Origin of the sequence: Modestobacter excelsi, from assembly GCF_005930495.1 — a bacterium.
Lineage (GTDB): Bacteria > Actinomycetota > Actinomycetes > Mycobacteriales > Geodermatophilaceae > Modestobacter > Modestobacter excelsi.
Map to the genome: position 1 here is coordinate 25409 of NZ_SJEX01000048.1, position 12741 is coordinate 38149.

10 protein-coding genes are annotated in these 12741 nt (G+C 75.3%); 7 read left to right on the plus strand and 3 right to left on the minus strand.

Going from position 1 to position 12741, the window contains the following annotated elements; translation table 11 throughout:
* Window positions 1–74: 74 nt before the first annotated feature.
* The 4 genes from FHL80_RS15770 to FHL80_RS15785 all read left to right on the plus strand — a co-directional run bounded on the left by FHL80_RS15770 (window position 75) and on the right by FHL80_RS15785 (window position 5104).
* A complete protein-coding gene (locus FHL80_RS15770) occupies window positions 75–1010 on the plus strand; it encodes an NAD(P)H-binding protein (protein ID WP_138734342.1) in 936 nt (311 codons plus the stop codon).
* On the plus strand, window positions 1007–1798 hold the full coding sequence (locus tag FHL80_RS15775; RefSeq protein ID WP_138734343.1) for a CPBP family intramembrane glutamic endopeptidase: 792 nt from the start codon (window positions 1007–1009) through the stop codon (window positions 1796–1798). The genes FHL80_RS15770 and FHL80_RS15775 overlap by 4 nt, the downstream gene beginning before the upstream one ends.
* Window positions 1799–1880: 82 nt before the next feature.
* Entirely contained in the window at window positions 1881–3881 is a 2001-nt protein-coding gene (locus tag FHL80_RS15780; RefSeq protein ID WP_138734344.1) for an acetoacetate--CoA ligase, read from the plus strand.
* Complete coding sequence (locus tag FHL80_RS15785; protein ID WP_216870771.1) at window positions 3878–5104, plus strand: amidase; 1227 nt, start codon at window positions 3878–3880, stop codon at window positions 5102–5104. The genes FHL80_RS15780 and FHL80_RS15785 overlap by 4 nt, the downstream gene beginning before the upstream one ends.
* Before the next feature lie 9 nt (window positions 5105–5113).
* On the opposite strand, the gene FHL80_RS15790 is transcribed toward FHL80_RS15785, so the two are convergent.
* Window positions 5114–6271 (minus strand): MFS transporter, encoded by a 1158-nt coding sequence (locus FHL80_RS15790; RefSeq protein WP_342777337.1) that lies wholly within the window; start codon window positions 6269–6271, stop codon window positions 5114–5116.
* Between the two features lie 164 nt (window positions 6272–6435).
* Between FHL80_RS15790 and FHL80_RS15795 the strand changes: the two genes are divergently transcribed.
* Complete coding sequence (locus FHL80_RS15795; protein WP_138734346.1) at window positions 6436–7482, plus strand: heparan-alpha-glucosaminide N-acetyltransferase domain-containing protein; 1047 nt, start codon at window positions 6436–6438, stop codon at window positions 7480–7482.
* 6 nt (window positions 7483–7488) lie between these two features.
* Here the strand turns inward: FHL80_RS15795 and FHL80_RS15800 are convergent, their stop codons facing one another.
* Together FHL80_RS15800 and FHL80_RS15805 are read right to left on the minus strand one after the other, a co-directional pair.
* On the minus strand, window positions 7489–8376 hold the full coding sequence (locus tag FHL80_RS15800; RefSeq protein WP_138734347.1) for a polysaccharide deacetylase family protein: 888 nt from the start codon (window positions 8374–8376) through the stop codon (window positions 7489–7491).
* 47 nt (window positions 8377–8423) lie between these two features.
* The gene (locus tag FHL80_RS15805; protein ID WP_138734348.1) at window positions 8424–11147 is read right to left on the minus strand and encodes an ATP-binding protein; all 2724 of its coding nucleotides are present in this window, start codon (window positions 11145–11147) and stop codon (window positions 8424–8426) included.
* A gap of 206 nt (window positions 11148–11353) precedes the next feature.
* Between FHL80_RS15805 and FHL80_RS15810 the strand changes: the two genes are divergently transcribed.
* Both FHL80_RS15810 and FHL80_RS15815 read left to right on the plus strand, forming a co-directional pair.
* The gene (locus FHL80_RS15810) at window positions 11354–11731 is read left to right on the plus strand and encodes an FKBP-type peptidyl-prolyl cis-trans isomerase (protein ID WP_026847973.1); all 378 of its coding nucleotides are present in this window, start codon (window positions 11354–11356) and stop codon (window positions 11729–11731) included.
* A gap of 81 nt (window positions 11732–11812) precedes the next feature.
* Complete coding sequence (locus FHL80_RS15815; RefSeq protein WP_138734349.1) at window positions 11813–12106, plus strand: DUF1905 domain-containing protein; 294 nt, start codon at window positions 11813–11815, stop codon at window positions 12104–12106.
* The last annotated feature ends 635 nt before the right edge of the window (window positions 12107–12741 follow it).

Consider the following 12741-nt stretch of genomic DNA (forward strand, 5'->3'; position numbering starts at 1 on the left):
GGGCGAGGGCGTCCGCCCGGTGGGTCGTGCGCCGTGGAGTCGCGCCACACCCAACGGGGCGGGAGGGTGGAGGGGTGCGGGTACTGGTCACCGGGGCATCGGGGTTCGTGGGTGGTCGGCTGGCGCCGGCCCTGGAGGAGGCCGGGCACGATGTGCGGGCGATGACCCGGCACCCGGACCGGTACTCCGGTGCGGGGACGCCGGTCGCCGGCGACGTGTCCGACGAGTCGTCGCTGCGGGCCGCCCTCGACGGCTGCGACGCCGCCTACTACCTGGTCCACTCGCTGGACTCGGCGGACTTCCAGGAGCGGGACGCCCGGGCCGCGCGGGCCTTCGCCCGCGCCGCCTCGAACGCCGGCGTCAGCCGGATCGTCTACCTCGGCGGGCTCGGCGACGACTCCGACCAGCTGTCCGCGCACCTGCGCAGCCGACGGCAGGTCGAGCGGCTGCTGGCCGAGGGCGGGGTGCCGGTGACCGTGCTGCGCGCCGGGATCGTCATCGGCCACGGCGGCGTGTCCTGGGAGATGACCCGCCAGCTCGTCGCCCACCTGCCGGCGATGGTCACCCCGCGCTGGGTGCACACCAGGACCCAGCCGATCGCGGTGGCCGACGTCGTGCGGTACCTGGTCGGCGTGCTGGAGGCACCGGAGGCCGAGGGGCGGGCCTTCGACGTCGGCGGGCCGGAGGTGCTCCAGTACCTGGAGATGCTCACCCGGGTCGCGGAGATCCAGGGCCGGAAGCTGCTCATCGTCCCGGTGCCGCTGCTGACGCCGCAGCTGTCCTCGCGCTGGCTGGCGCTGGTCACCGACGTCGACGTGCAGACCGGGCGGTCGCTGATCGACTCGATGACCAACGAGGTGGTGGTCAAGGACGACTCGATCCGCCGCATCATGCCGTTCGAGCCGATGTCCTACGACGACGCCGTCCTGACCGCGCTGAAGGAACGGGCGGAGGCCCGCCGGGCCGCCCGGCACGGCAGGGCCGCCACGGGCCTGGGCCGGGTCCGATGACCCGGGCACGCCGCCGCATCGGGGAGTCGCTGATCTCCGACGACGGGCTCACCCGGCTGCTGTCCCGGGCGCCGTCCTGGCTGGTGGACGAGGTGCCGCGCGACCACCGCGAGTCCGACGCGGCCTTCCGCCGTCGGCGCCGGGTGACCGCCGCGGTGTCGGTGGCCGGGGCCGGGCTGCTCGGGGTGTCGCTGTCGCGGAAGCCGAACTCGACGTCGTTCTACGCGCTGACCCTGGGCGTGGCCGGCACCTGGGTCGCCGGTGGGCTGGCGTCCGGGCCGCTGCACCTGGGCTGGGTGCAGACACCGCGGGCCACCCTGCGCCGGCCGCTGCTCACCCCGGTCGTCGGCGGCGCGGGCGCCTTCGGGCTGTTCTACGCGGCCGCACTGGTGGCCAAGCGGATCCCGCCGCTGGAGGCCGCCGTCACGCGGGTGCTGCGCTACGCCCAGCAGGGGAACCCGGCGCTGGTCACCACGACCACGCTGGCCAACGGCCTGGCCGAGGAGGTCTTCTTCCGGGGCGCGCTGTACGCGGCGGTCGGCGTCGACCACCCGGTGCTGAAGTCCTCCGCCGTCTACACGCTCGCGACGGTGGCCACCCGCAACCCGGCGCTGGTCCTCGCCTCCGTGCCGATGGGCCTGCTGTTCGCCTTCCAGCGCCGGGTCACCGGGGGCATCCAGGCGCCTGCGCTGACCCACCTGACCTGGTCGGTGCTGATGCTGCGCTACCTGCCCCCGCTGTTCGCCGACGAGGCCTCGATCGACGTGGAGCAGCCCGCCCAGCCGTGATCCCCACCGCCGGGGGCATGCCTTCGGCGAAGGGAGCCCGGGTCGGGCTGACGGTGGGCGATCGGGGTGGCAGGCTCCCCGCGTGAGCGCTGACACGGGGGCCGGACCGGAGGTCCTCTGGACCCCGACACCGGAGTCGATCGCGGCCAGCCGGCTGGGCCGGTTCGCCACCTGGGTGGCCGACCGCCGCGGCCTGGACTTCGGCAGCCCGCCGGACTACGACACCATCTGGCGCTGGTCGGTCGAGCACCTCGACCAGTTCTGGGCCGACGTGGCCGCCTTCACCGACGTGCTGCCCGGCGTCCCGGAGGACCGGGTGCTCACCCGGCGCGAGATGCCCGGCGCGGAGTGGTTCCCCGACGTCACGATCAACTACGCCGAGCAGGCGCTGCGCCACGCCAGCGAGGAGCACCCGGCGCTGGTCGCCCTCGCCGAGGACGTCGAGCCGGTCGAGGTCTCCTGGGCCACGCTGCGCGGCCGGGTGGGGGCGTTCGCCGCGACGCTGCGCCGGCTCGGCGTCCAGCGCGGTGACCGGGTGGCCGGGTACCTGCCGAACGTGCCCGAGGCGGTCGTCGCCTTCCTGGGCGCGGCGTCGATCGGCGCCGTCTGGTCCTCGTGCGCGCCGGACTTCGGCACCCGCAGCGTGCTCGACCGCTTCGCCCAGATCGAGCCGGTGGTGCTGGTCGCCGTCGACGGCTACCGCTTCGGCGGCAAGCCCTACGACCGGCGGGACGTCGTCGCCGAGCTGCGGGCCGCGCTCCCCACCGTGCGGACGACGATCTCGGTGCCCCGCCTGCACCCCGACGAGCTGCCCGACGGCGCACTGAGCTGGGCCGAGGCGGTGGCCGAACCGCAGGACCCGGTGTTCGAGCCGCTGCCGTTCGCCGCCCCGCTGTGGATCGTCTTCTCCTCCGGCACGACGGGCCTGCCCAAGGGGATCGTGCACGGGCACGGCGGCCTGGTGCTCGAGCAGCGCAAGCAGATCGGCCTGCACATCGACGTCGGGCCGGGGGACCGGCTGTTCTGGTACGCCTCCACCGCCTGGATCATGTGGAACATCGCCACCTCGGCGCTGCTGGCCGGTGCGACCGTGGTGGTCTACGACGGCGCCCCCACCTACCCGGCGGTCGACGCGCAGTTCGCCCTGGCCGCCCGCACCGGGCTGACGTTCCTGGGCACCAGCCCCGGTTACCTCGGTGCCTGCGAGAAGGCCGGTCTGCGGCCCGGGGACGACCACGACCTCTCCGCGCTGCGCACCATCGGCGTCACCGGGTCGCCGCTGCCGGCCAGCACCTTCGGCTGGGTGTACGAGGCGGTGCGGTCCGACGTCTTCCTCGGCTCGCTGTCGGGTGGCACCGACGTCGCGACCGGGTTCATCGGCAGCTCGCCGCTGCTGCCGGTCACCGCCGGCGAGCTGCAGCGCCCGATGCTGGGGGTCGCTGCCGCGTCCTGGGACGAGGACGGTTCCCCCGTGATCGGCGAGCTGGGGGAGCTCGTCATCACCGAGCCGATGCCGTCGATGCCGCTGTACTTCTGGAACGACGACCCGCCCGGCCCCCAGGGTGCCCGCTACCGGGAGGCCTACTTCGAGCCCTGGCCCGGGGTGTGGCGGCACGGCGACTGGCTGGAGATCACCGAGCGGGGCACCTGCCTCATCACCGGGCGGTCGGACTCCACGCTCAACCGCGGCGGCGTCCGGATGGGGACGGCGGACATCTACGCCGCCGTCGAGGCCATCCCCGCCGTCCTCGACTGCGTCGTGCTCGGCGTCGAGCAGCGCGACGGCGGCTACTGGATGCCCCTGTTCGTCCAGCTGGCCCCGGGCCTGGAGCTGACACCGGAGCTGGAGGCGGAGATCCGGGCTGCGATCCGGGCCAACGCCAGCCCCCGGCACGTGCCGGACGAGATCACGGTCGTCCCCGGGGTGCCGCACACCCGCACCGGCAAGCGGCTGGAGGTCCCGCTCAAACGGCTGTTCCAGGGCGTGGACCCGGCGAAGGCGCTCAACGTCGGCGCGGTCGACGACGCCACCGCTGTGGACCACTTCGTCGAGCTCGCTCGTGCACGTCAGGCCGGCCGATGAACACGCTGCGCGAGGTGTCGGCCGCGACCAACGCCGTCGTCACCGCGATCGACCCGCCGCTCCCGCACGCCGCCGACGGCCCGCTGGCCGGCGTCCGGGTGGGCCTGAAGGACAGCATCGACACCGCCGGCGTGCGCACCACCTGCGGGTCGGCCTACTTCGCCGACCGGGTGCCGGACTGCGACGCCGAGGTCGTCACCCGGCTCGCCGCGGCCGGGGCGCAGATGGTCGCCAAGCTCAACCTCAGCGAGTTCGCCATCGGCCTGACCAGCCAGAACTCCGCCTCCGGGCCGGTCCGGAACCCCTGGGACCTCTCCCGCGTCCCCGGCGGGTCGAGCGGGGGGAGCGCCGCGGCGGTCGCCGCCGGGCTGGTCGACGTGGCGCTGGGCACCGACACCGGGGGATCGGTGCGGGTGCCGGCCGCGGCGTGCGGGGTCACCGGGCTGCGGCCGGGGATCTCCGTCGTCCCGGACGCGGGGACCTTCCCGGTCTGCGAGCTCGTCGACACGGTCGGCCCGATCGCGCGCGACGTCGACCTGGTCGCCCGGGTCTTCGCCGTGCTGGCCGGGCGGGACGTCCGCGCGCTCCAGCCGGCACCGCCGCGCCGGATCGGGGTGCCCGAGCTCTGGTTCGACGACCTGGACCCGCAGGTCGCCGAGCTGGTCGCGGCCGCCGGCCAGGTGTTCGCCGACGGTGGGACCGAGCTCCTACCGGTGCAGGTGCCGGGGATCGCCTCGGCGCAGGACGTCCTCTACACGATCATCTACTCCGGGATCGCCGACCTGCACTCCGAGCGGCTGGCCTGCCCGGAGCTGTTCCAGCCCGACACCCTCACCCGGGTGCAGGTGGGCACCGGGGTCTCCGAGGACGAGCGGGCCGAGGCGCTGGGCGCGCAGCGGGAGTTCCAGCGCGGGCTGGACGAGCTGTTCGAGCACGTCGACGCGCTGCTCACCCCGGCCCTGCCGGTCGACGTCCCGCCGGCGCGCACGGACGACGACGTCCTGACCACCACCCGGCGGCTGGCCCAGCTCAGCGCGCCCTGGTCGCTGCACGCCGGCCCCACGCTGGCGCTCCCGGCCGGGCGGCACGGGGTCTCGGGCATGCCGGTGGGGCTGCAGCTCACCGCCGCGGTCGGCGGGGAGGACCTGCTGCTGGACGCCGGCGCGTGGTTCCAGCAGCGCACCGACTGGCACACCCGCCGGCCCCCGTGCGCGGTGGGCTGAACCGGTCCGTCACATCGGGGCCCGGGTCCGGAGGAGCCGGGGCAGCGCGGCGGCCAGCACCAGGACGGCGGTGGCCAGGAGCGCCAGCCCGCCGAGGGCGTAGCCGGTGAACACCGCCAGCGCCGCCAGCTCGACCCCGACGCCGGCCACCGAGGTCACCGTCGCGCGGGCCGGCCCGGTGATCGCCTCCTGCAGCCGCGTCTCGGCGACCACCAGCACCAGCCGGTAGAGCGCGTAGCCCGCGGCGACGGCGGCCAGCCCCACCGGCACCGCCACCAGCGCGGCGGTGGCCAGCGCGGCGCCGGCCGCGGCGAGTGCGGCGGCGACCGCGCGCGGCGGCCAGGACGCCGCCCGACCGCCCAGCGCCGCGCCGGCCGCGCCGGCGACCGGGATGCCGAGCACGGCGAGCGGGTTGAGGGGGTCCGGCACACCCCAGTCCCGGGCCAGCAGCGGGAAGTACTCCTCCACGGCGTCCACCCCGCCCAGCAGCACGACGAGGACGACCGCGGCCCGCACCGCCGGGCGTCCGGCCGCCTCGGCGACCCCGACGCGCAGCGTGGCCCACCAGCCCGGGCCCTCGTCGTCGTCCGTGCCGTCGTCGTCCGTGTCGTCGTCGTCCGTGTCGTGGGGGGCTTCGGGGAACGAGGCAGCCAGGACGGAGCCGGCCAGGCAGGTCACGACGCTCGCCCAGCCGACCGCCGCGTACCCGCCGGAGGCGAACAGCGCGGCGGCCACCAGGGCGGTCGGCACCTGCACCAGCAGGTCGACGGCGGTCACCCAGCCGTACACCCGGCCGAACTGGCCGCCGGCGCCCGCGGCGGCCAGCCCGTCGTGCAGCAGTGCCTCGAAGGCGCCGGACACCAGAGCGCCGCCGACCCCCCACACGACCAGCCCGCCGGCGAACCCCGCGAGCCCGGGGGCCGCCAGCCACAGCGCGTACGCCGCCGCCTGCAGGACGCCGGCGACCACCAGGGCCCCGCGCCGGGACCAGCGGTCGGCGAGCGCCCCGGAGGGGACCTCGGCCAGCACCGCGGTGGCCGACCACAGCGCGAGCAGCCCGGAGACCTGGTCGTCGTCCAGGCCGGTGTCGGTGAACAGCAGCGCGTAGAAGGGGTACAGCGGGACGAACTCGGCGAGGAACGACCAGCCGAGGACCAGGCGGACCAGCCGGCGGGCCGGAGGCGGGAGAGGGGGTCAGTCGGGGGGCATGACCGGACGGTAGACCGGTCCCGCCCGCGCGGCGCCGGTTTTCCCGACGGCCGTCCAGCCGCCGTGGTGCACCCGCGCCGCCTCGGCGAGCGGGCTGCGGGACCCGGACCTAGCGTGGACGGATGGCGAGCCGTCTGGGGGGAGCCGCGCCGGCAGCCCTCGTGCGGTCCGGACCGTCCGTCCGGCCGCGCCGGCTGCACGGGGTCGACGTCCTCCGGGGCCTGGCGGTCGTCGGCATGCTCGTCGTGGACAACCGGGGCAACGGCTCCATCGCCGCCCAGTGGCACCACACCGCGTGGGACGGGCTGCACGTGGCCGACGTCGTCTTCCCGGCGTTCCTGCTGGTGGTCGGCGTGTCCATGCCCTTCTCCCGGCGTGCCGACGCACCGCGCGCGGTGCTCCGGCGGGTGCTGCGGCTCGCCGTCCTCGGCTTCCTGGTGGTCACCGCCAAGTACGGGCTGGGCACGGTCGGGGCCGGCGTGCTCGGCCACATCGCCGGCGCCTACCTGCTGTGCTGGGTCCTGCTCCGGCTGCCGCGGTCGGCGCAGCCGCTGGCCGCGGCGGGCGTGCTGGCCGGCCTGAGCGTGCTGACGGTCGTGGGCGGCGCCGGCCCGGAGCACTCCTGGGCGCGGTCGCTCGACCAGGCGATCGGCCTGTCGTTCTCCGCCGAGGCACCCCACGCCTTCCTGGGCAGTGCGATCACCGTCTACCTGGGCGTGCTGGCCGGCCGCGTGCTGCAGTCGGCCACCGGGCGGGCCGTGCTGCGTCAGCTGGGGGCCGACGGCGTGCTGCTGGTGGCCGCCGGCCTCGCGCTCTCCCCGCTGGTGCCGGTCAACAAGCGGCTGTGGTCGCCGTCGTTCGTGCTGGTGACCGGTGGCCTCGCGGTGCTCGCGCTCGCCGCGCTGCACTGGCTCGTCGACCAGCGCGGGCTCCGCCGCCCGCTGCGGCCGGTCGAGGCGCTCGGCATGAACGCGATCGTCGCGTTCGTCCTCTCCGAGGTGGTCTTCCGGGCAGTGCTGTCCTCCACCGTGCAGCCGCTGGTCGACCGCTGGGTCAGCTCGGTCGCCGGCGTCACCTTCTCCGCGTGGGCGTACCCGGCGGTGTCGCTCGCGGTGATCTGGGCGGTGTGCGCGGGGCTCGCCCGGCGGGGCGTGGTCGTGCGGGTCTGAGCACGGTCAGGGCGGTGTCGGCCCGGTGCCGCCGACCGGCAGCGGCTCGCTGCGGGACAGCAGCGCGTTGGCCGACATGAGCGTGATGCCGCGGTCCGCGACCTGCGCCAGGGCGGCGGGCAGGGCGCGCACCTCCAGCTCACGCCGCTCGGCGAGGGCGCGGGCGAAGGCCGCGGTGGGGTCGAAGGTGCCCTGACCGATCCCGTCGTGCAGGCCGAGCACGTCACCGGCGACCACCGTCTGCCCCATGTAGTCGCCGATCTCGGTCACCGACTCCTTGTCCCCCGGACCGCGGGTCACCGACCAGATGTAGGTGTCGTAGCCCAGCTCCGCCGCGACCCGGAGGGCGTACCCGGTGAGCTCCCCGCGCGGTGGGCGGAAGCTGGTGAACGGCTGTCCCAGGACCGCCTCGACCTCCTCCTTGCAGCGCACCAGCTCGTCGCGGGTCTCGTGGACGTCCAGGGTGGTCAGGTCCCGGTGGTCCCAGGTGTGGTTGCCGATCTCGTGGCCGGCGGCCACGACCTGGCGCAGCAGGTCCGGGTGGTGGACCCCGTTCCAGCCCATGACGTTGAAGGTGGCGGTGACCCCGGCCGTGGCGAGCGCGTCCAGGATCCGCGGGGTGTACTCCGGCGTCGGCCCGTCGTCGAAGGTGATCGCCGCGATCGGCTCGGTGACCGTGGTGTTCCAGATGACCCGCCGGGTGCCCAGCCGGGCCACCCGCTCACCGGCGTCGGCGGCACCCCCGGCCTCCATGAACTGCTCCTGGGCGGTGGCGGAGGCCTCGGCGCGAGCCTCGTCGTCGTCCCCGACCAGCAGGGCGCCAGCGGCGGCACCGACGACCAGCCCGGCAGCACCGCCACCGGCCCCCACCAGGAACTGCCGTCGCGTGGCCACCCCGCTGTCCTACCGCATCGCCGCGCCGCGCGGTGCGGGTCGTCGGCTCAGCCGGCCTGGGCAGGCGTGTCGGCCTCGGGCGTGCCGCCGGTGCGCGGCACGCGAATGGTGACGGTCGTGCCGTCCGGACCGGGGACGGCGGTGATGTCGGCGAACGCGCTCATCAACGTCGAGCCGCGGCCGCGGTCCATGCTCGGCACGCGCTCCCGCCACTGACCGTGGTCGCGCACCGTGATCACGACCCGGCCCCCGCCGACCTCGGCGGAGACGTCCACGAACGGCTCGGTGGGGTCCTGGGCGTGCTCCACGGCGTTGGTCGCCGCCTCGCACGCGGCCAGCAGCAGGTCGTAGGCATGGTCCTCGTCCAGCTCGGCGCTGGCGAACAGCCGGCGCAGGGCGCGCCTCAGCGCCGGGACCGACTGCGCGGTGGCCGGGAAGCGCCAGCGCTCGTAGTGCACCTGCGCGGGTGCCGGCGGCGGCGCGACGGCCGGGGGACGGCTCGAGGGCACCAGGTCCCGCACGTGCGGGGAGGGCACCGTGTCGTCCGGCCCGGGGGCGGCCGGCAGGGTGAGCGGCCGGGTGGGGAGGTCCTCGCCGGCCGACTCCCGCCCGCCGCGCGCCCGCTCGATGGCCACCCGCACCCGGGCGATCAGCTCGGCGGCCTGGAAGGGCTTGGCGAGGTAGTCGTCCACGCCGGCCGCGAAGCCCTCCACGGCCGCCTCCTGCCCGGCCCGGGCGGTCAGCATGATGACCGGGACACCCCGGGTCGCCGGGTCCGCGCGCAGCCGGCGGAGCAGCTGGAACCCGTCCACGCGCGGCATCATCACGTCGGTCAGGACGACGTCGGGCAGCTCCTCGGCGACGGCGGCCAGTGCCTCCTCGCCGTTCGTGCAGGTGCGCACCCGCCAGACCGGGGACAGCAGCCGGGTGAGGTACGTGCGCATGTCGGCGTTGTCGTCGACGACCAGCACGGTGGCGCTGGCCCCGGCCGGGACCGCCGGCTGCTCGCGCGGGGTGACGTCCTGCTCCCACGCCTCGGCCGCGCCGCGGGCCACCTCGGAGGGACCGACCGGGTGGTCGGCGTCGCCCTCGGCGTCCGGGCTGCCGTAGGGGAGGGTCGCGGTGAACGTGCTGCCCCGGCCGGGGTCGCTGGTCACCGCCACCGACCCGCCGTGCAGCGCGACCAGTTCGCGGACCAGGGCCAGCCCGATGCCGGTGCCCTCGCGGTGCCGCCCCAGCGACCCCGGCACCCGGTGGAACCGGTCGAAGACCAGCGGCAGCTCCTCGGCCGGGATGCCGATGCCGGTGTCGGCGACGGTCAGCGCCATGCCGTCCCCGGTGTCCCGCAGGGCCACCGAGATGCCGCCGACGAAGGTGTACTTGACCGCGTTGGACAGCAGGTTGAGGACGATCTTCTCCCACATCCGCGGGTCGACGTGCACCGGCCGGGACAACGGTGGGCAGTCGACGGTCAGCCGCAGGCCGGCCCGCTCGGCCGCGGCGCGCAGCACGCCGGCGAGCTCGGCGGTGAAGCCGGCGAGGTCGGTCGCCACCCGGACGGCGTTGGCGCGGCCGGCCTCGATGCTGGCGAAGTCCATCAGGTCGTTGACCAGCCGCTGCAGGCGCTGACCGTTGCGCATCGCGAGCGTGAGTTGGTCGCGGGCACCGGGCGGCAGGGGGTGGGTGGCGTCGTGCAGCACGTCGCTGATCGGGCCGAGCAGGAGGGTCAGCGGCGTGCGGAGCTCGTGGCTGACGTCGGAGAAGAACGCGGTCTTGGCGCGGTCGAGCTCGGCGAGGGACTCCGCCCGCCGGCGCTCGGCCTCGAAGGCCCGCGCGTTGCCGAGGGCGCTCACGAACTGACCGGCGACCAGCTCCAGGAAGGTCCGGTACTCGGCGTCGAACACCCGGTTGGGGCTGGTGCCGGCGACCAGCACCCCGAGTCGTTCGCCGCCGGCCGCGGCGGTGAGCGGGAGCACGACGGCGTCGGTCACCGGGTCCTGCCAGAAGCCGCCGACGACCCCGAGGTCCCCGACCCGCCCGGGCAGCCGGCCGGCGTCGTCCACCTCGGCGGGCAGCCGGTCGGCCGGGCAGCCCACCGTCGCCGCGCGGCGCAGCCGCTCGCCGTCGGCGAGGTAGACGGCGGCGAACGGCACGTCTAGCGGGTCGGTGCCCAGCGCGGCGGAGAGCGCGGCGAGCACCGTGTCCTCGTCGCCCAGCGCGCCCCCGGCGGTGGACAGGTCGTGCAGCAGGCGCTGCCGCCGCTCGCCGAGCACCTCGGCGGTCACCTCGGTGCAGACGCCGAACATCCCGCCGACGGACCCGTCGTCGTCGAACGCCGGGGCGTGCGAGACGGTGAACCAGGTCTCCTCGCGGTAGCCGGCGCGCTCGAGCAGCAGCGGCAGGCGCGGCAGCCACGACGCCTCGCGGGTCGCCATCGCGTGCTCGACGGGGTCCTTCAGGGCGGCCCAGCCCTCGGCCAGCGTCACCCGGATGTCGTCGCCGATGGCCGGGTGCTTGGCCCCGATGAAGGGGGCGTAGGCGTCGTTGTAGAACTGGATGTAGGTCGGCCCCCAGGTGAGCACCATGGGGAACCGCGACGCGAGGATCGTCCTGATCGCGAAGCGCAGGCTCGCCGGCCAGGAGTCCACCGGCCCCATCGGGGTCGCCGACCAGTCGTGCTCGGCCATGAGCCGGCCGGCCTCGCCGCCGCAGGCGAACAGGTCGGTGGCCGCAGCGTCGCCCTCGGGGCCCGACGGGGGATCGGGGGCCATCCACACCTCCAGCCGACGCGGGCCGTCCCGCGCCACTGCGGTACCGGACCGGGCAGGCCGACGTGGCCGCCCGACGAGGGAACCTACCCGTGCGGAACCGGTCGCGGTCGACGGCGCCCGGTCTGCGGTCGGACGGTCGGCCCGATCGGTGTTGGATGGGACCAGCCCCGCCGGGAGAGCCCCGGCGGCGACCCCAGGAGACCACCGTGGCAGAACTGACCCGTCCCGACGTCGAGCCGCCGACCGGCCCCGCCCCCGACGACCTGGTGATCGAGGACCTCGTGGTCGGCGACGGCCCGGAGGCCACGGCCGGCAGCCTGGTGAGCGCGCACTACGTCGGGGTCACCCACGACGGCGGCGAGCAGTTCGACGCCTCCTGGGACCGCGGCGACCCGCTGGAGTTCCGGCTCGGCGTGGGCATGGTCATCCAGGGCTGGGACGAGGGGATCGCCGGGATGAAGGTGGGCGGTCGCCGTCGGCTGACCATCCCGGCACACAAGGCCTACGGCGAGCGCGGCGCCGGCGGCGTGATCAAGCCCGGCGCCACCCTGGTCTTCGTCGTCGACCTCGTCGGCGTCCGCTGAGAGCCGGCCCCGCTGCCCTCAGCAGCGGGGCCTCGCCGGAGGCCGCCGATGAGTCCGCGCCGTCCCGGGAGTCCCCCTCCCATGACCGCCGCACCGCAGACCGGCCAGCCGATCGACGTCACCTTCGCCAGCGTCATCGAGAAGGACGGCGCCTTCCCCACCTACCTCGAGCTGCCCGGCTCCGCCCAGCTGCTCGGCACCCGGCGGGCGGTGAAGGTCGCCGGGACGCTGGACGGCCACCCGTTCACCGCCACGCTGATGCCCTCGGGCACGGGGCCGCACTGGCTGCCGCTCAAGAAGGCGCTGTGCGCCGTGATCGGCAAGGACGAGGCCGGCACCGCGGTCGCCGTCCACCTGGAGCAGCGCTTCAGCTGACCCGAGGACCGTCCGCGGTCAGGGCAAGGACGCGCCCATGACCGTGCCGTGCACCGGGGTGCAGCCCCCAGTCGAACGAGGACGGCCCGCTGCTGCTGGCTGAGCTCGGCGGACGCCGGGGTCGGGCCCGGTCCGTCGTCCGGGACGACCCGAGGTCGACCGGGTGGCAACGACTGAGCTACGCGCGCGTTGACCTGGTCCCGGGCCCGCTCGGCCCCGTGGTGCTGGAGGTGGAGGCCACCGACTGCTTCCTCTTCCTCTCCTTCGCCTCCGCATCGGCGCTGGGCCGGTTCGCTGAGCACGTCGTCGCCCACCGGTGAACAGGGTTCGGCCGACGCCGTCAAGGGGGTTCCGTACATCTGTGGACAGCGCCCTGACCTGCAGATATGTCTTGTCGGGCATCCCTGACACCGCTAGACTTCGTACACACGTTCGAAGCGGTGGAGGAGGTGTCCGGTGGGGGAGTTGCAGTCCGCGCTGGACGCCCTGGCCGCCGAGGACCTCTTCACCCTTCCCCCGGGTGCGGTGCTGGACCGGGCCACCCTGCTGTTGACCGTGGTCAACCGCGCCAACGCCGAGTTGACCCGCACCGTCCGGCACGCCGACTCCACGGGCGCCGCTGAGCACGACGGCAA

What these genes read in the sequence shown, in the direction of transcription:
- FHL80_RS15775 (WP_138734343.1), top strand. Translation starts at nt 1,007, where the DNA reads ATGACCCGGGCACGCCGCCGCATCGGGGAGTCGCTGATCTCCGACGAC.
- FHL80_RS15785 (WP_216870771.1), top strand. Translation starts at nt 3,878, where the DNA reads ATGAACACGCTGCGCGAGGTGTCGGCCGCGACCAACGCCGTCGTCACC.
- FHL80_RS15795 (WP_138734346.1), top strand. Translation starts at nt 6,436, where the DNA reads ATGGCGAGCCGTCTGGGGGGAGCCGCGCCGGCAGCCCTCGTGCGGTCC.
- FHL80_RS15805 (WP_138734348.1), bottom strand. Translation starts at nt 11,147, where the DNA reads ATGGCCCCCGATCCCCCGTCGGGCCCCGAGGGCGACGCTGCGGCCACC.
- FHL80_RS15815 (WP_138734349.1), top strand. Translation starts at nt 11,813, where the DNA reads ATGACCGCCGCACCGCAGACCGGCCAGCCGATCGACGTCACCTTCGCC.